The organism is Pseudomonas sp. ef1, assembly GCF_007293365.2.
Taxonomy (GTDB): Bacteria; Pseudomonadota; Gammaproteobacteria; order Pseudomonadales; family Pseudomonadaceae; genus Aquipseudomonas; species Aquipseudomonas siliginis.
In genome coordinates this window covers 4,563,699-4,586,445 of sequence record NZ_CM129815.1, presented here as the reverse complement: position 1 = coordinate 4,586,445, position 22,747 = coordinate 4,563,699, and the positions used below count along the sequence as shown (strand labels likewise).

Annotated in this window: 22 protein-coding genes and 1 pseudogene; 10 read left to right on the top strand and 13 right to left on the bottom strand. The window is 59.8% G+C overall.

Annotated elements, in window-relative coordinates; translation table 11 throughout:
* Positions 1-136 precede the first annotated feature (136 nt).
* Positions 137-757, top strand: coding sequence for a cell wall hydrolase (locus FEE99_RS20760; RefSeq protein ID WP_041480907.1), 621 nt, complete (start codon positions 137-139; stop codon positions 755-757).
* Here FEE99_RS20760 and FEE99_RS20755 read toward each other — a convergent pair.
* Complete coding sequence (locus FEE99_RS20755) at positions 754-1,467, bottom strand: murein L,D-transpeptidase catalytic domain family protein (protein WP_041480906.1); 714 nt, start codon at positions 1,465-1,467, stop codon at positions 754-756. The genes FEE99_RS20760 and FEE99_RS20755 overlap by 4 nt on opposite strands.
* A gap of 152 nt (positions 1,468-1,619) precedes the next feature.
* Between FEE99_RS20755 and FEE99_RS20750 the strand changes: the two genes are divergently transcribed.
* The gene (locus FEE99_RS20750) at positions 1,620-3,236 is read left to right on the top strand and encodes a L,D-transpeptidase family protein (RefSeq protein ID WP_041480904.1); all 1,617 of its coding nucleotides are present in this window, start codon (positions 1,620-1,622) and stop codon (positions 3,234-3,236) included.
* Positions 3,237-3,321: 85 nt separating this feature from the next.
* On the opposite strand, the gene FEE99_RS20745 is transcribed toward FEE99_RS20750, so the two are convergent.
* The 4 genes from FEE99_RS20745 to FEE99_RS20730 all read right to left on the bottom strand — a co-directional run bounded on the left by FEE99_RS20745 (position 3,322) and on the right by FEE99_RS20730 (position 7,463).
* Positions 3,322-4,164: an NAD-dependent protein deacetylase gene (locus FEE99_RS20745; protein ID WP_143979119.1), complete on the bottom strand. Its 843-nt coding sequence runs from the start codon at positions 4,162-4,164 to the stop codon at positions 3,322-3,324.
* A 54-nt stretch (positions 4,165-4,218) separates the two neighbouring features.
* Entirely contained in the window at positions 4,219-5,265 is a 1,047-nt protein-coding gene (locus FEE99_RS20740) for a class I SAM-dependent methyltransferase (RefSeq protein ID WP_041480900.1), read from the bottom strand.
* A gap of 150 nt (positions 5,266-5,415) precedes the next feature.
* Positions 5,416-6,726, bottom strand: a complete 1,311-nt coding sequence (locus tag FEE99_RS20735; protein ID WP_041480898.1) for an ATP-binding protein — start codon at positions 6,724-6,726, stop codon at positions 5,416-5,418.
* Positions 6,723-7,463: a response regulator gene (locus tag FEE99_RS20730; RefSeq protein WP_039762337.1), complete on the bottom strand. Its 741-nt coding sequence runs from the start codon at positions 7,461-7,463 to the stop codon at positions 6,723-6,725. Before FEE99_RS20730 ends, FEE99_RS20735 begins: the two co-directional genes overlap by 4 nt.
* Before the next feature lie 298 nt (positions 7,464-7,761).
* Between FEE99_RS20730 and FEE99_RS20725 the strand changes: the two genes are divergently transcribed.
* From FEE99_RS20725 to FEE99_RS20715, 3 genes are all read left to right on the top strand, one after another.
* Positions 7,762-8,025, top strand: coding sequence for a DUF2790 domain-containing protein (locus tag FEE99_RS20725; RefSeq protein WP_016775158.1), 264 nt, complete (start codon positions 7,762-7,764; stop codon positions 8,023-8,025).
* Positions 8,026-8,058: 33 nt separating this feature from the next.
* Positions 8,059-8,481, top strand: coding sequence for a hypothetical protein (locus FEE99_RS20720; protein WP_041480896.1), 423 nt, complete (start codon positions 8,059-8,061; stop codon positions 8,479-8,481).
* A gap of 87 nt (positions 8,482-8,568) precedes the next feature.
* Positions 8,569-9,780 (top strand): cytochrome c biogenesis protein DipZ, encoded by a 1,212-nt coding sequence (locus tag FEE99_RS20715; RefSeq protein WP_041480894.1) that lies wholly within the window; start codon positions 8,569-8,571, stop codon positions 9,778-9,780.
* A 17-nt stretch (positions 9,781-9,797) separates the two neighbouring features.
* On the opposite strand, the gene FEE99_RS20710 is transcribed toward FEE99_RS20715, so the two are convergent.
* The gene (locus FEE99_RS20710; RefSeq protein ID WP_041480892.1) at positions 9,798-10,259 is read right to left on the bottom strand and encodes a GNAT family N-acetyltransferase; all 462 of its coding nucleotides are present in this window, start codon (positions 10,257-10,259) and stop codon (positions 9,798-9,800) included.
* A 230-nt stretch (positions 10,260-10,489) separates the two neighbouring features.
* Between FEE99_RS20710 and FEE99_RS20705 the strand changes: the two genes are divergently transcribed.
* Positions 10,490-11,302 carry a class I SAM-dependent methyltransferase gene (locus FEE99_RS20705; protein ID WP_041480891.1) on the top strand — a complete coding sequence of 271 codons (813 nt, stop codon included), beginning with the start codon at positions 10,490-10,492 and terminating at the stop codon, positions 11,300-11,302.
* Between the two features lie 133 nt (positions 11,303-11,435).
* Here FEE99_RS20705 and pcsA read toward each other — a convergent pair whose 3' ends face one another.
* A complete protein-coding gene (gene pcsA / locus FEE99_RS20700) occupies positions 11,436-12,158 on the bottom strand; it encodes a phosphatidylcholine synthase (RefSeq protein WP_041480889.1) in 723 nt (240 codons plus the stop codon).
* Positions 12,159-12,419: 261 nt separating this feature from the next.
* Here pcsA and FEE99_RS20695 point away from each other — a divergent pair, with 261 nt between their 5' ends.
* Entirely contained in the window at positions 12,420-13,157 is a 738-nt protein-coding gene (locus tag FEE99_RS20695) for a tellurite resistance TerB family protein (RefSeq protein WP_041480887.1), read from the top strand.
* Positions 13,158-14,239: 1,082 nt separating this feature from the next.
* On the opposite strand, the gene FEE99_RS20690 is transcribed toward FEE99_RS20695, so the two are convergent.
* On the bottom strand, positions 14,240-14,698 hold the full coding sequence (locus FEE99_RS20690) for an REP-associated tyrosine transposase (protein ID WP_081932659.1): 459 nt from the start codon (positions 14,696-14,698) through the stop codon (positions 14,240-14,242).
* A gap of 194 nt (positions 14,699-14,892) precedes the next feature.
* Between FEE99_RS20690 and ligD the strand changes: the two genes are divergently transcribed.
* A complete protein-coding gene (gene ligD / locus FEE99_RS20685) occupies positions 14,893-17,526 on the top strand; it encodes a DNA ligase D (protein WP_041480886.1) in 2,634 nt (877 codons plus the stop codon).
* On the opposite strand, the gene FEE99_RS20680 is transcribed toward ligD, so the two are convergent.
* The 3 genes from FEE99_RS20680 to sodC form a co-directional block, all read right to left on the bottom strand.
* Positions 17,527-17,928: a hypothetical protein gene (locus tag FEE99_RS20680; protein ID WP_177327035.1), complete on the bottom strand. Its 402-nt coding sequence runs from the start codon at positions 17,926-17,928 to the stop codon at positions 17,527-17,529. It abuts the gene before it with no gap.
* Positions 17,929-18,008: 80 nt separating this feature from the next.
* Positions 18,009-18,323 (bottom strand): DUF2388 domain-containing protein, encoded by a 315-nt coding sequence (locus tag FEE99_RS20675; protein ID WP_016775151.1) that lies wholly within the window; start codon positions 18,321-18,323, stop codon positions 18,009-18,011.
* Between the two features lie 125 nt (positions 18,324-18,448).
* Positions 18,449-18,970 carry a superoxide dismutase family protein gene (gene sodC / locus FEE99_RS20670; RefSeq protein ID WP_041480882.1) on the bottom strand — a complete coding sequence of 174 codons (522 nt, stop codon included), beginning with the start codon at positions 18,968-18,970 and terminating at the stop codon, positions 18,449-18,451.
* A 222-nt stretch (positions 18,971-19,192) separates the two neighbouring features.
* On the opposite strand from sodC, the pseudogene FEE99_RS20665 reads away from it, so the two are divergent.
* Both FEE99_RS20665 and FEE99_RS20660 read left to right on the top strand, forming a co-directional pair.
* Positions 19,193-19,921 (top strand): annotated as a pseudogene (locus tag FEE99_RS20665) (MCP four helix bundle domain-containing protein); the annotation flags it as partial.
* 42 nt (positions 19,922-19,963) lie between these two features.
* Entirely contained in the window at positions 19,964-20,827 is an 864-nt protein-coding gene (locus FEE99_RS20660; protein ID WP_370593542.1) for a methyl-accepting chemotaxis protein, read from the top strand.
* A 55-nt stretch (positions 20,828-20,882) separates the two neighbouring features.
* Here the strand turns inward: FEE99_RS20660 and FEE99_RS20655 are convergent, their stop codons facing one another.
* Both FEE99_RS20655 and FEE99_RS20650 read right to left on the bottom strand, forming a co-directional pair.
* Positions 20,883-21,380: a hypothetical protein gene (locus FEE99_RS20655; RefSeq protein WP_041480879.1), complete on the bottom strand. Its 498-nt coding sequence runs from the start codon at positions 21,378-21,380 to the stop codon at positions 20,883-20,885.
* The gene (locus FEE99_RS20650) at positions 21,377-22,612 is read right to left on the bottom strand and encodes an ATP-binding protein (RefSeq protein ID WP_041480877.1); all 1,236 of its coding nucleotides are present in this window, start codon (positions 22,610-22,612) and stop codon (positions 21,377-21,379) included. The genes FEE99_RS20655 and FEE99_RS20650 overlap by 4 nt, the downstream gene beginning before the upstream one ends.
* Positions 22,613-22,747: the final 135 nt, after the last annotated feature.

Below are 22,747 nucleotides of genomic sequence, written 5' to 3'. Positions count from 1 at the left end.
GTTTTTCTTTGCGGCGGATTTTTTCTGCGCTGGTGTGGCCGCGCATTTGCTCGCTACACTCTGCGAAGACCCCGCAAACCGGGCGTCTCACCGACGTAACATCTTGCCCCGGGCGGGCGCTGACGGAAGAATCGACATGGGATCGAAAGGCTTGGCGGGCGGTTTGTTGTGGATTTTTTTGACCGGTGCAGCATGGGCCGGGGCGCAGGCGCCGATCGAGGCCAAGGCCGAACAGAAAGCCGAGGCGCTTGAAGAGAAAGCGGCGGATAAAGTCAGCGCTGCTCCGGCGCCGAAATCCGAGGCCATCACCCCCACCGAAGCTCAGGCGGTAGACCCGGCCGGCGCCGCGCCGCTGGACGATCCGCTGACCTGTCTGGCGCGCAGTATTTACTGGGAAGCCAAGGGCAAGGACACCCCGGAAATGGAAGCCGTCGCCAGCGTGGTGATGAATCGCCTCGGCCATGACGGCTTTCCCGACACGGTATGCGCGGTGGTCAAGCAAGGTTCGGAAAGCGGCAACTGCCAGTTTTCCTGGTGGTGCGATGGCAGGCCCGATCAGGTCAAGGAAGACGCCGAATACGCGCTGGCCAAGGAAATCGCCGGCAAGGCGTTGAACCGTCAGCTCAAGGACCGCACGCGCGGTGCCCTGTATTTTCATGATCGCGGCGTGCACCCGAGTTGGGCCAAGGCCTATCGCAACACGGCGCAGACCGGCAGGTTCCTCTTCTACAAACCCGCCGGAGGCGACGCGCGTTAACTGGCGTGGGTGTTGAGAATGCTCGCCACCTGCTGCGGCTGGCAGTTCAGATACGGTGACTTCTGCAACCAGCGTTGATCCGGATACCAGGAAAACATGAACTGGCCGTTCTTCAGGCGATCGATCACCTGTTTGGCGATCTGCGGCCGCACGGCGGGGCAACCCTGACTGCGGCCGATACGCCCCTGACGCTTGCTCCACAGCGGGTTCACGTAACTGGCAGCATGAATCACGATCGCGCGATCGCGGGCCAGATCATTGAAACCGGGTTCCAGACCATCCATGCGCAGCGAGTAGCCGTGGGTGCCTTCGTAGCTTTCCTGCGTGCGGAACAGGCCGAGACTGGACTGGTAACTGCCTTCGCGGTTGGAAAATTGCGTGGCGAAGTTTTCCCCTGAATTGGAACCGTGGGCAACCAGGTCGCGCAGCACCAGCTTCTGTTTGCTCAGGTCGAAGATCCACAAACGCCGTTCGGTGGACGGTTGCGAATAATCGATGATCGCCAGATGTCGCGAGGGTTTGGCGCCGTTGTTGACCGCGCATTGCATGGCACTCAATGCACCTTTGAGCGCTTGGGGATTGAGTTCCGGCGCGGCGTGGGCGAGGCTGTTGTAGAGAACCGGCGATGGCTTGCCGGCGGCAAATACTGGGCTGGTCACGGCGACAAGGGTCGCGGTGCTCAACAGAAGTCGGCGCAAAAACGTCAACATTTTATAAAGTGTCCTCAACTTGCTACATAAACGGCACTTTGGCTCCTGACTCCCAGTCAATACCCGCAGGCTCGCGGTTCGAGCCTGACTGTTCAGCGCACCTGATGTAAGGTTGACCGTCATCTGGACGGCCATGGATTGGAGTAAAGCAGTTGTTCAAAAAGTACGCATGCTACTTGAGCATTTGTTTGCTCGCTGCGCCGTTTGTCGCTTGCGCCGATGAGCCGCTGCCCCCGCTCGAAACCCTGCCGACGCCTGAAACGCAATTGCCGGTCGAGCCGCGCAGCCCGTTGCAGGCAGTTTTGATCAGCCTGGCGCAGTCGTGCCCGGCGATCGCTCCGCGCCTCAATGGCCCGGCGTTGAGCCAATTGCAGGCGTTTTATGAACAGCAGGACTGGATGCCGGTGTGGGCGAGTGAGTCGGCACGCTTGCCGGCATTGCGCGCGCAATTGCAGCTGTTGGCCGATGATGGGTTGAATCCGAATCGCTACGCCGTGGCCACAACGCCGCCGCAGGATGGCGAGTTGTGTGCCGATATCGACATCAGCCGCAACTATCTGCAGGCCTTGCAGGATCTGCATTACGGCCGTCTGTTGCAATCGCATTTCGAACCGCTGTGGCGTGTCGACGGCCCGCCAACCGATCGTCAGGCGCAATTGCTCAGCATTGCCGTGCCGGGCATGAACGATATTGCTGCGGCGTTCAACCTGGCGCGCCCGCATCTGCCGCAATATCAGAGCCTGCGGCAGTTGTATGCCGCGCAACGCTTGCAAGCCTTGCCGCAATGGCAGCCGGTCGGCAGCGGCCCGTTGCTGCGCCCGGCGATGGAAGACCCGCGCGTGCCGGAACTGGCCCGACGCTTGTACAGCGAAGGCTATCTCGCACATGCACTGGTGACGCCGGACAACGCCTACGATGACGTGCTGGTGGAGGCAGTGAAACACTTTCAGGCCAGCCATTCGTTGCAGGCTGACGGCGTGGTCGGGCCGGGCACCATTGCCGAGCTGAACATCAGCCCGCTGACCCGCCGCGATCAGTTGCGGGTCAATCTCGAACGTTTCCGCTGGATGGCCCAGGACATGGAGCCCAGTGGTCTGGTGGTCAATGTCGCCGCCGCTGAGCTGACGCTGTATCAGGGCGGTCAACCGGTGTGGCAGACCCGCACCCAGGTCGGCCGCGCCGAACGCCAGACGCCGCTGCTCAAATCCCGCGTCACCCGCCTGACGCTGAATCCGACCTGGACCGTACCGCCGACCATCTGGAAGGAAGACAAACTGCCGGAAATCCGCAAGGACCAGACCTTCCTCAGCCGCCAGAATCTGCAAGTGCTCGACGCCAACGGTCAGCCTCTGGCGGCGGCGGATATCGACTGGGACAACCCCGGCAACATCCTCCTGCGCCAGGACGCCGGCCCGCGCAATCCGCTGGGGCAAATGGTCATCCGTTTCCCCAACCCGTTCTCGGTGTACCTGCACGACACGCCGAGCAAGGCGCTGTTCGACAAAGGCCCACGGGCGTTCAGCTCCGGTTGCGTGCGGGTCGAGCACCCGCTGCAACTGCGCGATCTGCTGCTGTCCCCGGCAGAAAAAGCCCGTACCGATACTTTGCTGGCGACCGGTACCACCCATGAATTTCGCCTGTCGGCGCCAGTGCCGATCCTGATGACTTACTGGACGGCGCAAGTCGACAGCAGCGGCCAGGTGCGTTATGCGCCGGATATCTACAGCCACGACAGCGCATTGCTGGCGGGGCTGGATCGGGCGCACTAAGCCAGAACACCTCACCCTGGCCCTCTCCCTCGGTAAAGGGCCAGGGTGAGGGGCAAATCTCAAGTCGAGCGCAATACTCGAAAATTCACCGACCCAGCTCCTCCAACAACCACGGCAAAAGCTCCTCACACGAGCCTTCAATCTTCAAATCGAGCAGATCATCCGCCCGGGTCTTGCCCAGATTGATCGCCATCAACGGCTTGCCACGCTCGGCGATCACCCGACACAAGCGAAACGCCGAATACGCCATCAACGACGACCCCACCACCAGCAAACCCGCCGCATTCTCGGCAGCGGCCAGCGCCCGCGCTGCCGTCGGCTGCGCCACGTTCTCGCCGAAGAACACCACATCCGGTTTCATCCGCTCATCCGCGCAATGCGGGCACCGGGGCACTTGAAACCGCGCTTCAAACGCCGGATCCAGCAAGGTATCGCCATCCGGCGCCTGCACCGCATCAACACCACTCAGGTAGGGATTCTGTGCCTCCATCTGCTGCTGGATCGCATCGCGCTTGCTGCGTTGCCCGCAATCCAGGCACAGCACTCGATGCAGACTGCCATGCAGCTCGATCACATCCTGGCTGCCGGCCTGATCGTGCAAGGTATCGACGTTCTGCGTGATCAAAGCGCTGATCCGGCCACGCTGCTGCAACGTCGCCAGCGCCTCATGCGCGGCATTCGGTCGGGCCTGACGGACGCTCGGCCAACCGAGCATGGCCCGCGCCCAATACCGCCGGCGTGATTCCGGGGCGGCGAGAAATTCCTGATACATCATCGGCTGCCGCCCACGACGCACGCCGTCACTGTCGCGATAGTCCGGAATGCCCGATGGCGTGCTGATGCCGGCGCCGGTCAATATCAGGAATTTATCGTCGGCCATGGCCTGCAACAGCGTATCGAGATGTTCGCGGATCGGGCTATCGAGCATGCTCAGCACTCCAGAATGGGCAGTGCCCGCAGGTTAGCATGCGATCCGCTCGGGTTACTTGCGCGCCTCCAGTATCAGGTTGAACGGTGTCTGCGTGGCGCGACGGAACTGCTTGAACCCGGCCTCGACAAAAACTTTGCGCAGGCGCATTTCCCCAGCCTGCGCACCGAGCCCGAGGCCGACTTCCTGGGACAGCGAATTGGGCGTGCAGATAAACGTCGAGGCGGCGTAGAACAGGCGCCCGACCGCGTTGAGATTATCGTCCAGTTTGTCGTTGGCGAACGGTTCGACCAGCAACACCGTGCCGTCGTCTTTCAGCGACTCATAAGCGTGGCGAGCGGCGCCGACCGGGTCGCCCATGTCGTGCAGGCAGTCGAAAAAGCAGATCAGATCGTAGTCGCCGCCGGGATAGTTTTTCGCCGTGCCCTCGAAGAATCTGGCGCGATTGCCCACGCCGCCTTCTTCGGCCCGTTGCGTGGCCACGGTGACTGACGGCGCGTGGAAGTCGAAGCCGACAAATTGCGATTTGGGAAACGCCTGGGCCATGATCACCGTCGAGGCGCCGTGACCGTAGCCGATGTCGGCAACCTTGGCGCCGCGTTCGAGTTTGGCCACCACACCGTCCAGGGCCGGAAGCCATTCGGCAATCAGGTGACCTTTGTAGCCGGGGCGGAAGAAACGTTCGGTGCCGCTGAACATGCACGGGTGGTGATCGCCCCAGGACAGCGCGCCATTGCCGCGCATGGCCTTGACCAGTTTGTCCTTGTCATGGAAAAACGACGCCACCACGCCGAGACCGCCGGCGACGTACACGGGGGATTCCTCCACGGCCAGCGCCAAGGCTTGCTCTTCGGGCAAACGAAACTGACCGTCAGAGTGTTCCATGTAACCGGACGCGGCATGGGCGCTGAGCCATTCGCGCACCAGGCGCGGATTGCAGGTGGTTTTTGCTGCGAGGGCTTCGGGGCTGATCGGTTGGCTGTCGGCCATTGCCCGGTACAGACCGAGTTCTTCGCCGACAATGACATTGGCCAGCATCGCCGCGCCGCCCATGTCGTTGACCAGTTTGCCCATGAATTCGTTGAGCTTCGCCTCATTCATCACGTGTGCTCCTGAAACAGGATCACCGTCCGGCGGCGTTGAATGTCGAGGCAGGCGCCACCGGGCGGTGGTCACGGATTGGGGCAGGGCACAGCAGACGTCCTGCGGCCCCCTCGACTGGGTAATGAATGAGTCTAGCCGGTGTTTTTCTCAACGTGGCAGCGGCAACTTCAGTTCAGCGCACAACCCGCCACCTTCACGATTGCTCAACAGCAGCGAGCCACCCAGCGCCATCGCCAATTGCTGGGCGATCGCCAGTCCGAGCCCGGTGCCGCCGGTATCACGATTGCGCGAGTTTTCCACGCGGTAGAACGGTTCCATTACTTGCGCCAGTTCGGCCTCGGCGATGCCCGGGCCGCGATCGAGGACTTTCACCGACAGGCTGTTGCCCTGCGCTTCGACCTGCAATTGCGCGGAGCCGGCGAATTTCAGGGCGTTGTCGGTCAGGTTCACCAGGACCCGGCGCAGGGCCTGCGGGCGGGTTTCGATTACCGCCTTGCTCTTGCCGCCGAGTTGCACGTCCTTGCCCATGTCCTGATAGTCGAAGACCAGGCTGTCGAGGAACGAGTCGAGATCGGTACGCCGGCTTTCCTCGGTGGCGCCGTGAACGCTGCGGGCGTAGGCCACGCCTTCGCGCACCAGATGCTCGATTTCGCCGAGATCGCTGCTCAGTTTGTCTTTTTCGACCGAGTCGTCCATGAACTCTGCGCGCAATTTCATCCGGGTGATCGGCGTTTGCAGGTCGTGGGAAATCGCCGCGAGCAGTTGCATGCGTTCTTTCAGGTAAGCGGCGATGCGCGTTTGCATGGCGTTGAACGCCCGCGCGGCGTGGACCACTTCGGTCGGCCCTTGCTCGTCGAGTTTGATCGGATGGGCGTTGGGGTCGAGGGTTTCCACCGCATTGGCGAGGCGGGTGAGGGGGCGAATGGCGATGCGCACGGCGAGCCAGGTGCAGAGGATCAGCAATGCCAGTTGGCCCAGCAGCACCACCGGCAACCACGGTGACAGCGGCACCATCGCCGGACGGATATCGATGGTCACCGGGCTGCCGTCGCTCAGGCGCAGGTGGCCCTGGAAGTGTTGTCTCGGACCGCCCGGAACTTCGGTAAACACGATTGGATAAGTGTCGCCGATGGCCGCCGTAATCGAGGCGATCGCGACGGACTTTTCAGCCGAGGTCACCGGCATGCCCGGTTCGCCCTCGTTGAGCAGGTAGCCGTAATTGCGCCGGGCCAGTCGCGGCAGCCAGGCCTCGCGTTCGGCGGCGGGCAGGCGATCGAGGATCGCCATCGAAGTCGAGACGTCGGTTTCGAGGTTGCCGAGCATGGTGCTTTTCGCGCTCTGGTAACGCTCGTAATACTGCGCGCCAAACGACAGGCCCTGCGCCAGAATCAGTCCGATCAGGAAAATCAGCGACAGGCGCGAGGCGAGAGTGCGCGGCCATTGCAGCTTGAGTTTCATGCCGAAGCCCCAAGCAGTTCGACCGGCAGCGAGAACACATAACCTTCACTGCGCACGGTCTTGATATAGGCCGGCTCGCGAGCATCGTCCAGCAGGCGTTGACGCAGGCGACTGACCAGCAGATCGATGGAGCGGTCGAACAGATCGGCCTCGCGCCCTTGGGTCAAATTGAGTAACTGATCACGGCTGAGCACCCGTTGCGGATGGTCGAGGAACACCCGCAGCAGGCGGTATTCGGCGCCGCTGAGGGCAACCATGGTGCCGTCGCTGTCGAGCAGGTGGCGGGCCGAGGTGTCCAGCTGCCAACGACCGAAGGCCAGCAGGCGTCCGGCTTCGGTGACCACCAGGTTCGGCGGCAACATGCGTGTGCGGCGCAACACGGCGTTGATCCGCGCCAGCAGCTCGCGGGCGGCGAAGGGCTTGGTCAGGTAATCGTCCGCGCCCATTTCCAGACCGATGATGCGGTCGGTTTCATCGTTGCGCGCGGTGAGCATCAGCACCGGCGTCGCCTTGTGTTTGCCCACGCGCAATTCGCGGCACAACTGCAGGCCATCGTCACCGGGCATCATGATGTCGAGCACGATCAGGTCGACGGTGTTGGCATCAAGGAAGCTGCGCATCTGCCGGCCATCAGCGACCACTGTCGTGCGCAGGCCGTTCTTCTTCAGGTAGTTGCCTACCAGTTCACGGATCTCGCGGTCGTCGTCGACGATGAGAATGTGATCGACATGTTCCATCGGTTCAAGCCTCTGTCAAAAGGGGGAATGCCGTGCAGTCTATAGCGCCGCTGACCGCACGCCTGCCTGCCTTTGTATTGCAGTGTATCTGTCGCGACGGCGGATACACACCGACGCAAAATCACGATTTTTTCGGGGTTTTGTATCGCTCTGTATCTACACACTGCATGGATACACAACGAGTGATTCTCGTCCTTTCCTGACACAGACGCGATACCTCAAGCGCCTCAAATAGGCTCCATCGAGGCACACACAGACCGCCTCGGCTCAAACCCCCTGAAGCCTTGAGGACTACACCATGAACAACAAATCCGTATTCGCCGCCTGCCTGTTCGCCGCTCTGAACATCTGCACCCTGTCGGCCCACGCCGAAGCTGACGTCAGCCGGCAAACCTACACCTACGGCACCCATCTGGATATCCAGAAAGTGCTGTCGATGACCGAAGACACCTCGGTGACCTGCGGCATCACCGAGGCGCGCATGACCTACCTCGATTCCGCCGGCAAAACCCGCGAGCTGGATTACAGCAAATTCGCTGACGGCTGCAACAACCAGAACTGAGTCATCCCTACTTTTTCTGCAAGGAGTTTTGCCATGAACAACGTCTCGCGCTTTCTGACCGCAGCAGCCTTCGCCTTCACCGGTGCCGCCGCCCACGCCAACAGTGCCTTGGAGCAGAGCAGCTGCGCCAGCAGCACCTGCTTCCAGCTGACCACGGTCGCGAAGGAGGGCAGCGATGCACTGATCGCCGCTGACGGCTCCAGCCGCACGCCGCAGGGGCAGATGGTCGCCGCTGATGGTTCCAGCCGCACACCGCAGGGGCAGATGGTTGCCGCAGATGGTTCCAGCCGCACGCCGCAAGGCCAGATGGTTGCCGCTGATGGTTCCAGCCGCACGCCGCAAGGCCAGATGGTTGCCGCTGATGGTTCCAGCCGTACACCACAAGGCCAACTGGTCGCGGAAAACGGTACCAGTCGCACGCCTCAAGGGCAGTTGCTCGACGGCCAGACTGCATGAGCCACGGCGTGAATAAAGCAGGCTAGCGAGGGGCGTTTCCCTCGCTGCCCGGTTGCGTGCCCAGCCCCCATTCCAAGGTGACCCCTTATGTACCTCATTGCATTTCTCGGCGGTCTGCTGACCGTCCTCAGTCCGTGCATCCTGCCGGTGGTGCCGTTTCTGTTCGCTGGCGCCAACCGTACCCGCTCCTCGATCCTCCTGACTCTCGCTGGCATGGCGCTGACCTTTGCGCTGATCTCAAGCCTCGCGGTGGTCAGCAGCGAGTGGGTGATTCAGGCCAGCAATACCGGCCGCCACGTCGCCTTGTTGGTCATGGCGCTGTTCGCCCTGTCGCTGATCTCGGCCCGCGTCGGTGACTGGCTGACCAGGCCCTTCGTCGCCCTGGGCAATCGTCTCGATCAGGACACCCGTAAAAGAGCCGGACCGATGGGCTCGATCATGCTCGGCGTCGCCACCGGCCTGTTGTGGGCGCCCTGTGCCGGGCCGATCCTTGGGGTGATTCTGACCGGCGCAATGTTGCAAGGCGCCAATGCCCAGACCAGCCTGTTGCTGCTGGCTTACGGCGTCGGCAGTGCCTTGTCGCTGGGAACGTTGATCTTCGCCGGGCGCGGTCTGGTCAATCGGCTGAAACCGTCGATCCCGTTCAGCGGCTGGTTGCGCCGTGGTGCCGGGGTTGCGGTACTTGCGACGGTCGCGGTGATCTCGACGGGCGCCGACAAAACCCTGCTCGCCAATACGTCTTCGGAGGGCGTGGCCAGCGTCGAGAAAAACGTCCTGGAAAACGTGCCGAAAGTGGTCGACTACTTCGTCAGCAAGGTCCGCGCCGATTCGATGACGGACGAGGCGCGGGGCGCGATGCCGTCGCTGTCGGGCGCTGTGCAATGGCTCAATTCACCAGAGCTCAGTGCCGAATCCCTGCGCGGCAAAGTGGTGCTGGTGGACTTCTGGACCTACGACTGCATCAACTGCCAGCACACCCTGCCGTACGTCAAAGACTGGGCGAAGAAATACGAGAAGGACGGCCTGGTGGTGATCGGCGTGCACACACCCGAGTATGGCTACGAGCGCATCATCAACAACGTCAAGGACCAGGTGAAAAAACTCGGCATCACCTACCCGGTAGCGATCGACAACAACTACGCAATCTGGCGCAACTTCGACAATCAATACTGGCCGGCGCATTACCTGATCGACGCCAAGGGCCAGATGCGTTACAGCCACTTCGGTGAAGGTCGTTATGCCGAGCAGGAGCAGATGATCAAGCAGTTGCTGGAGGAGGCGAAAGCTCCGGCAGCCTGATCAAAAAAACCAATGGCTCACAGGTCGCGGACCATGAGCCATTGTGTTTTCTCCCACGCCTGGAAACGCTCCAAAAGCTGCCAGCCGCGTTTACTGTAGTAGTCGTGTTTGTCTTGCGTGTGCAAGTACAACCGCGACACCCCACGCTGCTTTGCTGCCTCGCAAATCCCTTCAATCAGCTGCTCCGCCAAGCCTCGCCCGCGCGCCTCGGGGTCAACGAATACGCAGGCGAGCCATGGGCCGAGATCGTCGCGTTCAGTCAAATCGTTGCGGGCCAGTGCGGCACCACCGAGCAGGCGTTCACCGTCCATGGCAATCAGGCACGACCATTCACCATTGCTTTGGCCCTCGGCAAATTCACGCTGCCATTGAGCCAGGGGCTGGTCGGCGTATTCGTAGTGGAATTGTTGGTGAATCCACGCCGCGTAGCGATCGCTGTGTTGCATGTGCGCGGCGAGCCAGTCGAGGTGCAGTGACATCGGTCGAGTCCTTTGCGTGGGCGAGCCCGCATCAGAAACCAATCCCGCAACGCTGACAATGCGCAAGGTGTATCAGGTGCTTGACAGATTTGCGCCACTCATCGGCAAAGTGCCGGGTTTATGGGGCTGGCGGACGATTGACAGGGACGCCGGGCAGCCTCGGCGCGATAGTGACCAAGCACGGTCCGCGTCGTAGCCTGTGCATTCTCTCTGCCACGGAGCTCGCTGTCATGAGTACCCCGATTGATCTCAATGCCCTGAAGGAACGTCAGAAAGTCGCTTGGGCCAGTGGCGACTACGCCGTGATCGGCACCACATTGCAAATTGTTGGGGAAAACCTCGCCGAGGCTTGCGATCTGCGTTGTGATGAACAGGTGTTGGATGTCGCTGCCGGCAACGGCAATGCAACCCTGGCAGCGGCGCGGCGCGGGTGTGTAGTGACTTCGACCGATTATGTGGCGGCATTGCTGGAGCGTGGTCAGGATCGCGCCCGGGCCGAGCATCTGGAGGTGATTTTTCAGGTGGCCGATGCCGAGGCTTTGCCTTTTCCCGATGAAAGCTACGACGCCGTGTTGTCGACGTTCGGCGTGATGTTCGCGCCTGACCAGGTCACCGCCGCTGCTGAACTGGGGCGGGTCTGTCGGCGGGGCGGGCGGATCGGTATGGCGAACTGGACGCCGGAGGGCTTCGTCGGCCAGATGTTCAAGATTCTCGGCCAGCATCTGCCACCGCCCGCGGTTGCTCAGCCGCCATCGAACTGGGGCTCGGATGCGTGGCTGCACAAGCATTTCGATGACCGCGATTTTGTCGTGCGCGTGACCCGCAGCCACTTCAACTTCCGCTACCGCTCGGCGGCGCATTTCATTGATATCTTTCGGCACTGGTATGGGCCGGTGCACAAGGCTTTTGCAGTGTTATCGGCGGAGGCGGGGCAGGCGTTGGAGGATGATCTGACGGAGCTGCTCAATCGCTCGAATCGCGCCGGGGAGGCATCGCTGGTGGTGCCGAGTGAGTATCTGGAGGTGGTGATTACCAAGCGCTAGTCCCCATCGGATCTCCTGATCGATGAAGATCTCTGTGGGAGCGAGCCTGCTCGCGAAAGCGGTGTGCCAGCCAACCTTGATGTTGATGGAACGACCGCATTCGCGAGCAGGCTCGCTCCCACAGGGAATGTGCTTATTTCAAATGGCCGCGATCAAACCACTCCAGCGCCGTGCGCCAGATGCAGATCCCCAGGAAATAAGCCGACATCAGCAGCCACAAGCCCATCACCAGCGGGTTGATCACCGGGTGATTGAGCACCAGTGACAGGCTGCACAACAGCCAGATCGCCGTCACCGCGATATTGATCGGCATGAAACGCCGCACGCGAAACGGGTGCAGGAACTTCATCCGCGTCACCGTCAGCAGCGCCAGCCCGATCACGATGAGAAAGGTAATCCACGGGCCCGGGCCAATGATGTACAGGCACAGCGCGACCACGTTCCAGGCCGCCGGGAAGCCGACAAAATAGTTGTCCTTGCTCTTCATGTTGACGTTGCAGAAACAGAACAGCGACGACACCAGAATCACCGACACCGTCAGCAATAGGGTGTAATCGGGCAGGGGAATGTAGCGGTAGATAAACAGTGCCGGGATGAATACATAAGTCAGGTAATCGATCACCAGATCGAGGATCGAACCGTCGAAACTCGGCAGCACCGATTGCACATTGACCTTGCGCGCCAGTGCGCCATCGAGGCCGTCGACGATCAGCGCTACGCCCAGCCACATCAGGCAATGAATCGGCTGGTTTTCCAGCAGCGCGAGGGTGGCAAGGAAGGCGGTCACCACGCCGGTCGCGGTAAAACCATGGGCGCCCCATGCTTTCAGCCTGGCGATGTGTACGGTTGATATCACGAGGGCGTTCTCCAGAAAGTGAAGCAAGCCGGTTATCGCCCATCATCAGAAAGGGCGTCGGCAAACCGGGTCGGGTTGCAGCTATCGACCGGTTTGGCCGGGATAAGGTTCACCACCCCCTGAATCTTAGCTGGCTGGCGAAAATTTTCTCGCATGGCGATTCAACGGTGATCGGGCGTCAGCTCAACGGTGCTGGCGCTATGGCTGCGTCGGTCTATCGTTGCCTGACGCAATCGGGCCGTGGCCTCGGAGGATAACGTCATGAACACCAGCGATTTGCTTGAACAACTGCTGCGAGGCCAGGCCTCGGCGGGACAACAACGCGGAGCTTCGGCCGGTGACGGCCTGGGCGGTTTACTTGGTGGACTGTTGGGCGGCGGCAGTCAGTCCGGAGCGGGTGGCGCGGCTGCTTCGGGTGGCCTCGGCGGCCTGGGAGGTTTGCTCGGTGGCTTGCTCGGCGGCGGTGGCTTGGGAAGCGCCCTCGGTGGCGGTAGCAGAAGCCGTACCGGCGGGACCAGTTACGCGGCGCTCGCATCGCTGGGCATGATGGCTTACCAAGCGTATCAAGCCTGGCAACGCAGCCAGGCCAGCACCGCGCCGCAGGAGCTGCCACAAACCGCCGACCTGCTCGCCGGCCCGCAAATCGAAACCCACAGCCACGCGGTACTGCGCGCCCTGATCGCCGCCGCCAAGGCTGACGGACGCATCGACGACGCAGAAAAGCATCTCATCAGCAGCGAAATCGGCAAACACACCGCCGACCCGCAGTTGCAGCAATGGCTCGACGCCGAAGTCGCCAAACCGCTGGATCCCCGGGAAGTGGCGCAATCCGCTGACGGCGACCCGGCCGTAGCCGCCGAAATGTACCTGGCCAGCGTCATGCTGGTAGACGATCAACAGCACGCCGAACGCAGCTATCTCGATGAGCTGGCCGCAGCCTTACAGATCGATCCGGATCTGCAGGTGCATCTGGAACAGCAGGCAAAAGGGCAAGCCTGAAGCAACGTCAAAAGATCGCAGCCTTCGGCAGCTCCTACCTTTGAAATACGGTGCACCTGTAGGAGCTGCCGAAGGCTGCGATCTTTTGATCTTCAGAGCCAGATAGCGTCCCGCAAAGAATAATCACCCAAGCGCGCCACCAGGCCGGCTCGCAAGGCATAGCCTTTGAGAACCATAAAGATCGCAGCCTTCGGCAGCTCCTACCTTTGAAATACGGTGCACCTGTAGGAGCTGCCGAAGGCTGCGATCTTTTGATTTTCAGAGCCAGATAGCGTCCCGCAAAGAATAATCACCCAAGCGCCACCAGGCCGGCTCGCAAGGCATAGCTTTTGAGAACCATAAAGATCGCAGCCTTCGGCAGCTCCTACCTTTGAAATACGGTGCACCCGTAGGAGCTGCCGAAGGCTGCGATCTTTTGATCTTCAGAGCCAGATAGCGTCCCACAAAGAATAATCTCCCAAGCGCGCCACCAGGCCGGCTCGGAGGCAGAGTCTTTGAGAACCATAAAGATCGCAGCCTTCGGCATCTCCTACCTTTGAAATACGGTGCACCTGTAGGAGCTGCCGAAGGCTGCGATCTTTTGATCTTCAGAGCCAGATAGCGTCCCGCAAAGAATAATCTCCCAAGCGCGCCACCAGGCCGGCTCGGAGGCAGAGTCTTTGAGAACCATAAAGATCGCAGCCTTCGGCATCTCCTACCTTTGAAATACGGTGCACCTGTAGGAGCTGCCGAAGGCTGCGATCTTTTGATCTTCAGAGCCAGATAGCGTCCCGCAAAGAATAATCACCCAAGCGCGCCACCAGGCCGGCTCGGAGGCAGAGTCTTTGAGAACCATAAAGATCGCAGCCTTCGGCAGCTCCTACCTTTGAAATACGGTGCAACTGTAGGAGCTGCCGAAGGCTGCGATCTTTTGATCTTCAGAGCCAGATAGCGTCCCACAAAGAATAATCTCCCAAGCGCGCCACCAGGCCGGCTCGGAGGCAGAGTCTTTGAGAACCATAAAGATCGCAGCCTTCGGCATCTCCTACCTTTGAAATACGGTGCACCTGTAGGAGCTGCCGAAGGCTGCGATCTTTTGATCTTCAGAGCCAGATAGCATCCCACAAAGGGTAGTCCCCAAGGCGCGCCACCAGACCGGCTCTTACAGGATTCTTGACTACATAGAGCGCAGCGGCTCTAAGATCCTCATCTCGCCTCAAGGCGCGGTCGTAATAGCCTCGCTGCCATAATTGTCCCTGGCGACCATGTCTTCGATTGTATGCCTGGCAACTTCGGGATTTAACGCGACACATCAAATCTGCAAGCGAGCCCTCGTTGAGCTCAACTAGCCAATGCAGGTGGTCTGGCATGACGACCCAAGCCAGAGAGGTGACTAACCCGGCATCACTGCAACGTCGCAACTCGTTGACCACCAATCTCCCATCGTGCCAATCGTTAAAAACACGCTCATGTCGGTTAACCACAGCGGTCAGCAGATAAATTCTTCCGGTTTCAGAGTATCGGCCCGTTCTCAGACGACAGGCTTTTGCAGCAGCAGGCATTCCATTGCCTCCCTTTCAAGAACTTGAAAAAACCTTAGCGTCTGCACTCTGTTTAGCCAGCCCAGCCAATTACTGGATGTGTCGTTACAAGCCCCGGCCGCTCCATCCGTCCGGGGCTTTTTTACCTCGATTGAATTTTTCCGCCGCCGTGTCGCTCTTCTGCATAACAGAACCCGTCTGCCATCGGTGTGCTCATGAACAGGAACCTCGACGATTACAACCGCATGCGTGATTTTTCCGCGACGTCGGAACCGGCCGCAATCAAGCGCTCGGGCCGTAAGTCGGCCAAGGATCATGCGTTGCAGTTCTGCATCCAGAAGCACGACGCTTCGCACCTGCATTACGACTTTCGCCTGGAACTCGACGGCGCCCTGAAGAGTTGGGCGGTGCCGAAGGGGCCGTCGCTGGACCCGTCGGTCAAGCGTCTGGCGATTCATGTCGAGGATCATCCGCTCGATTACGCGACGTTCGAAGGCAGCATTCCCGAGGGGCATTACGGTGCCGGTGATGTGATCGTCTGGGATCGCGGTGTGTGGATTCCGCTGGAAGATCCGCACAAGGCCTATGCCAAGGGCCGGCTCAAGTTTGAGTTGCAAGGCGAGAAGCTCGGCGGCGTGTGGAATCTGGTGCGCACGCACATGCCGGGCAAGAAGGAACAATGGTTCCTGATCAAGCATCAGGACAACGCCGCGCGACCGCAGGATGATTTCGACGTGCTGGTCGCCGAGCCCGACAGCGTGCTCAGCGAGCGCACGATTGTCGGTAAACCGGCGGCTGCCGCCGATAAGGCCAAACCGGTAAAGAAGGCCCCGGCCAAACCGCGCAAGCAGGCGTCCGGGCAGCTTACCGGCGCACGCAAGGCCAAGCTCCCAGCGCTGATCAAGCCGGAACTGGCGACGCTGGTCGACAGCGCGCCCGAAGGGCAGTGGAGCTACGAGATCAAGTTTGACGGCTACCGGATCATGGCGCGGATCGATCACGATGAGGTGCAGCTGTTCACCCGCAACGGCCATGACTGGACGCACAAACTGCCGCAGCAGGCCAAAGCGCTGGCGGCGCTGGGTCTGGAATCGGCCTGGCTCGATGGCGAAATGGTCGTGGCCAACGAGCAAGGCGTGCCGGATTTTCAGGCGCTGCAGAATGCCTTCGATGCCGGGCGCAGCGGCAATATTGTTTATTACCTGTTCGACGTGCCGTATCTCAATGGCGTCGACCTGCGCGACGTGCCGGTCGAAGAACGCCGCGCCGCGCTGAGCACCATCCTCGGCGCGCAGAAAGAATCGTCAACGCTGCGCTTCTCCGAAGCCTTCGAAGAAACCCCCGATGCGCTGCTCAACAGCGCCTGCCAAATGCAGATGGAGGGCCTGATCGGCAAGCGGCTCGGCTCGCCTTATGTGTCGCGGCGCAGCGGCGACTGGATCAAGCTCAAGTGCAAACATCGCCAGGAATTCGTCATCGTCGGCTACACCGATCCGAAAGGCGCGCGCAGTGCCTTCGGTGCCTTGCTGCTCGGCCTGCACGACGCTGACAGTGGCGAGTTGCGCTACGCCGGCAAGGTCGGCACCGGGTTCAACGAAACCACGTTGAAAAGCATCCTCGCCCAACTCAAGCCGTTGCAGACCAAAAGCGCGGCAGTGGTCAATCCGCCCAGCGGTTTTGAGGCCAAAGGCGTGCACTGGCTCAAACCCAAACTGCTGGCCGAAGTGGCGTTCGCCGAGATGACCAAGGACGGCTCGGTGCGGCATGCCGTGTTCCATGGTTTGCGCGATGACAAACCGGCCAAGGACATTACCGAGGAGCGAGCGAAGCCTGTGAAAGCTGCCAAGTCCGAAAAAACCGAAAAAACCGAAAAAACCGAAAAGACCAAAACCGCCGAAAAGCAGCCGGCAAAGAAAACCGCCGCCAGCAAAAAAGCCGAAACCGCGCCTTCGCAAGCAGGTCTGGCCGGCGGCAAGGTACGCATCACTCACCCCGATCGAGTGATCGATGCGGTCAGCGGCACAACCAAGATGCAACTGGCGCAGTATTACGCCAGCGTTGCCGAACACATCCTGCCGCAACTCAAGGATCGTCCCGTGGCCTTAGTGCGTGCACCGGACGGCATCGCCGGCGAACTGTTTTTCCAGAAGAACGCCGAACGCCTGGCCATTCCCGGTATCACTGCTCTGGACAAGGACGTCACCGGCCAGCCAGTGATGATGATCAACAATCCCGAAGCGCTGGTCGGCGCGGTGCAGATGAGCACCGTCGAACTGCACACTTGGAACGCGACGAAGGTGGATCTGGACAAGCCCGATCGCTTCGTCCTCGACCTCGACCCGGATCCTGCGCTGCCATGGAAAAGCATGGTTGAAGCCACCGCGCTGACCCTGACTGTGCTCGATGAGCTGGGCCTCAAAGCCTTCCTGAAAACCAGCGGCGGCAAAGGCATTCACCTGGTGGTGCCATTGACGCGCAAGCACGGCTGGGACGAAGTGAAAGACTTCAGCCACGCCATCGTCAGCCACATGGCCAAGTTGCTGCCGGACCGGATTTCAGCGGTGTCCGGGCCGAAAAACCGCGTCGGGCGGATCTTCATCGATTACCTGCGCAACGGCCTCGGTGCCACCACCATTTGCGCCTACGCCGCACGCGCGCGGGAAGGCATGCCGGTGTCTGTGCCGCTGTATCGAGAGGAAGTTGCTGAAATCAAGGGCGGTAATCACTGGAACATCTACAACGTTCACGAGCGTCTGACCGAAGTCGGCGATGAGCCTTGGGCGGAAATGAAGAAAACCCGTCAGACCATAACCGCCGAGATGCGCAAACGCGTCGGCATGAAAAAGTGATCAGGTGTCGCGCAGCAAGTCGTGGGCGTTGAGCAGTTCGAAGGCGATTTGCGGGTGGTTTTCCAGGCCCTTGCGAATCGCCGCCGGGATTGCCGCGCGAGTCTTGCGACACAAGCCTGGCAGCTCGTCGATCTGAATGGCGATGCCGCGCATGGTGCGCACTTCATTGAAACCGGGGGCGACGTCGACACGGATGCCGAGTTGCTCGTGCATACGCTGTTGCAGGCGTTTGAGGTCGGCGAGGTCTTTGAGTTGTTCCAGGCGCGCCAGAAGAATTTTTTCTTCAGCGCGAGTCAAGCGCAGGATGCGCAGATCGGCGCCTGGCGTTTCCAGCAACGGATCGCGCCCGCAGATGCAGGCGCCGGGAGGGCAGGGTGAGCGCAAGGGCACGGTCGTCGTCATGGCCTCCATCATAGAGGCCGTCGGACATGTTTGCCTATGTGCACTCAGCGGCCGTCCATCGGCCGCTGCTTCCCTCGTGACTACTGCTGCACGCCTTCGTATTGCACCAGAATGGCGTTGGCCAGGTCTTCATCACTGGCGTTCAAGCCAGGGTTGGCCTGGCGCACCTGTTGCAGTACCGACTCAAGATAAACCCCACGAATGGCCCCGCCGCTTGCAACGAACGCAGACACGTCGTCACGGGCCGGAATCACCATTTTGTCGTCCTTGAAGGTCGAGTACAGCGACGCGGAGACACCTGCCGAGGTGGCGACGTCACCCGCGTCAACGCGGGCCAGCGCCGAACCGACCGGCAGGCAAAGCATTAAAGAAGAAATCAGGACTAACTTGCGCATGACGTGTTCCTCCACAAGCGCTAAGCAAAAAGGGAAGGGACTACATAACGTCAGAGGTGAACGGCGCGCGGGAGTTCCGTGAGCGGTGAAAAGCCGTGAGTCAGAGTTTTCACCGCTCAGTCGGTTCAGATCACCCCACAGGCCATGCGATCGCCGCCACCGCCCAGTGGCTTGGGCATGTCGGAATGGTTATCGCCGCCGGCGTGAATCATCAGGGCGTGGCCCTTGATCTCGGACATCTTCTTCAGGCGCGGTGCCAGCACCGGATAGTTGGCGACCCCGTCAGCCGTCACATACACCGCTGGCAGATCACCCAGATGCCCATCGGCGTAAGGGCCGAGATGCTTGCCGGTTTTCGCCGGATCGAAGTGTCCGCCAGCGGCCAGTGCCGCGCCTTTCACGCCATCCTTCGTGCCCGCTTCGCAGCTGCCGTTTTCATGGACATGAAAACCGTGGATGCCGGCCGGCAATGATTTCAGCTCGGGTGTGAACAGCAGGCCGTACGGCGTCTCGCTGACCGTGACCGAACCGATCGCCTGCGGCGCACCGTCGGCGCTGACCAGATTGATTGCGACTTTCTCCGTTGCTGCCTGTGCGGTGCCGATTGCCAACGTGCCGAGCAGACCAAACCACAGTGCGCGTTTCATAAGCGTTTCCTTCAGCTGCATGAATGTTCGTAGCCATGGATTGATAGCCTGCCGGGGTTAACCAGCGATGAAGGCGTTATCCATCGGCGCTGCAAGGTGTGACCGGGTTCACGCTTGAAAAGTTTTGCCGGATTCAAGTCGCACCTGACATCAGCCGATACGCTCTGTGTCGGCAGTTCCCTGCACATAGGCTTAACTGAAATCCGACAAGCGCAATCCAGCGTGCCCACGGGAGATTCCACGGTGTCGATCAAACTGCGTTTGGTGTTGCTGATTGCGACCAGCCTGCTGACGGCGCTGATCGTGAGTCTGGTCAGTTACGTCGGCAATCTGCGGATGGCCACGGCGGTCGGCGATAACACGGTGAGCATGAGCGCGCTGCGCAATCACATGGAAGCGGACATGATGCACGACGCCCTGCGCGCCGATGTCTATTCGGCGATGCTGGTCGGCCTGGGCAAGAGCACCGCCACCGCCACAGAAGTGCGCGATTCGCTCACCGAGCACGCCGGGCATTTTCGTGAAGTGCTGGATGACAACCTGAAGCTGCCGATCAACCCGCAGTTGCGCACGGCGCTGGAGCAGATCAAGCCGAGCCTCGACACCTATATCAAATCCGCCGAGCAGATCGTCGGCGTGGCGCTGGACAATCCGGATGCCGCCCAGCAGCAGCTCGGCACGTTCAATGCCGCGTTCAGCCAGCTCGAAGAGCAAATGGCGACGCTCAGCGAATTGATTGAAAGCAACACTCGGCAAACCAGCGAAGGCACCGAAGCGGCCATTAGCAATGCCAATCTGGCCCTTGGTGTGGTGCTGATCGCCAGTCTTTTGCTGCTGCTGATTCAGGGGCGCTGGGTGATCCTGAGTATCATGGGGCCGCTGAAATCTGCCAGCCGCATCGCTGAAAGCATTGCCCATGGCAATCTCAGCGAACCGATTGTCGAACCCGCCGGCAAGGACGAAGCCAGTGTGCTGATCCGCACATTGGCGACCATGCAACGTGACTTGCGCAACATGATCGACGTGGTCCGGCGCAACGCCCACGGTGTCAGCGGCATGAGCGAGCAGCTCAGTCAGGGCTGCCATCAGGTCGCCGACAGCAGCCAGCAGCAAAGCGTTGCCGCCGGGACCATGGCGGCCGCCGCCAGTCAGATGACCGCCAGCATCGAGGAAATCACCCGCCACGCCGAACGTGCGCTGAGCATGGCCAATCAGGCGGAAACTCTAGCGAAGGAGGGCGGCGGGGTGATACATCAAGTGGTCAGCGACATGGACGACATCGCCCGCTCGGCACAGCAGTCGGCGCAGGTGATCCGCACGCTGGATCAGGAATCCGAGGCGATCTTCAACATCATTCAGGTGATCAAGAGCATCGCCGACCAGACCAACCTGCTGGCCCTCAACGCCGCGATCGAGGCGGCGCGGGCAGGTGAGCAGGGCCGTGGTTTTGCCGTGGTCGCGGATGAAGTGCGCAGTCTGGCCGCACGCACCAGCGCCTCGACCCAGGAAATTGCCGCAATGGTCGCGCGCATCCAGAGCAGCACGCGCGAGGCGGTCACCAGCATGGAGGCCGGCGTGGCGCAGGTCGACAAGGGCATGGCGGTGACGGCGGAAGTCGAGCGGGCGATTCGGGAAATCCTCGACGCCACGCTGAACACCACGCAACTGGTCAACGACATCACCCGCACGATTGGCGAACAGAGCCAGGCCAGTAACGAGATCGCCCATCAGGTGGAGATGATTGCCGGGATGAGCGAAGGCAACAGTCGGGTGATCGGGCAGACCGCGACGACCACCGATGAATTGTCGAATCTGGCGGGGCAGCTGGCGCGGTCGGTGGATCGGTTTCGGTTGTGAACTTGAGGAGGGGCCGAGCGCGGCACTCGATTGTTAAAGCTCTAAGGAAGAGCTTTCATACGATGAGTACCGTTGTTTGTATGTCCAGTTTGAATTTATAAGTTCTGAAGAAATATTGTTTTCTATCCGTTTCAATAGTGACGAATGGCTTTTTCTTCCGATTACAGACAAATGCTTTTTTGGGGCTGAAACTATTGAGGTAGTCCTCGCCGTGTGTTGCCCGGAGAAACTGAATAGTTGATTCGAGTTGCTCTATCGCATGGTTTTTCCATGCGCTACCGTTTCTTTCCTTCAGCTCTACTAGATAAAGCTGCTTCTCGGTGGTGAGCATGCAGTCACAACGCCCTCGACCAGGTTGTTCCATGTCGCTTATCACGCACTTGTCGATGGCTGTAAAAATAACTGCTTTGCGCTCCGGATTGCTGACCGTAGCGATCCAGTTTTCTTCTGACTCTGAATCGGCGTAAGCGATCGGACGAGATGTGTTATCACAAAGTCCAAACCGCTCTTGTACGAACGGGCCGCTTTGACATTGAGCATCGAGGAAATTCACGCCTCCAATGCCTCCTCGATATCGAGAAGTTGATCGAATAAATCGTTGCCTTCGCGAAGCGATTCGTTGAGGTAATTATGGTCCGAAGGAATTCCTCCCGACATAGGCAGCTTCTCGATGCTTCCAGTCATTTCATCAGCCTGATAAATCACGAGCTCGTCAGCGTCGACCAGTGAGTGAAGCGGAACTACCTTTGCGAGCCGGGCTAACAGTTCCTCCGCATTTCTCTCAATTATGGCGTCATGCAGATGCTTACCTTGGACAGCGATTGTGAGATAACTCACCACATAAGGGCTGTGAGTCGTCAATACCAACCGATTTTCCTTACCCTGATTATTGAATTGCAGAAGACTTTGCAATACGCCCCATTGCGAACGCGGGTATAGATTCTGTTCGGGTTCTTCCACGATGTTTATGAACGCAGTTTTATTGAATCTCGATGATAATGCGGACAGAGCAATGCGACGCTGCTCCTCCGTCAGCGTCTCGACGGAGAAAATTTCCATGACTTCTTTCCTGAAACGATCCAGCTCGTCAGTACTCATGGTTTCCGGGCGTTCTTCGCTTCGTTCTTCAACAGTATTGGCCAGGTAGTGGCTCACGAGATGCAGAGGCACTGCCGATTGAAAACCGCTGGAAGCATCGGCCAATCTCAGTTTGTAATCCGATTCCCGAATGTTGAGTATGTCATTCAGTTTGTCGTATTCGAGTTCTGCCTGATTGATCGGAAGCAGCAATGAGCCTTTTATATTGGCCTTCGCCGCGTCGAATTCAGTCAAGAACTCTTTGAGAGAGTCCGAAGAAAGTTTCAATTCCCGAGGGTGCCTGACATAAGCAATAAAGTTGCGCTCGGCAGGCACGTACATGATTTGAGGCAGGTGGTACTTTTTACCCGTCAATTCGCTGATATGAAGCTGCCCGCGCAGATACTTGATGGCATACGCTTCACCTTCGTATTCGATTTCAGTTTCCGCGGAAAGATAATTTTCGAGCCGATGGTATGTCAGGTAGGGTTTGATAAATTTGTTTTTTCGCTCGAACCATTTGAAGTCATAGTCGCCTCGCACCAACGCCTTTTCAATCCATGAAAAAGTCGAATAAAGCTTGGCGAGTGTGCTTTTCCCCGAGCCCTGATTGCCCACAAAAACGGTCACGCGTTTGAACTCTATCCAGCCATTGTTCTTCACACCATTGCGGATAGGGCCAAAATGCTTGACGCGTAGTCGGGTCATTGATCACTCCATAAAGACGAACTGAGGCGGTATAGCGGTGCAGCATATCAGGGCGGGGAGGAAACGGGAGCGGGGAAATGCCAGGAGTACAGACAAGCCTTCATTTTATGAGGTAAGGACTCTGCTCGTTTTCCG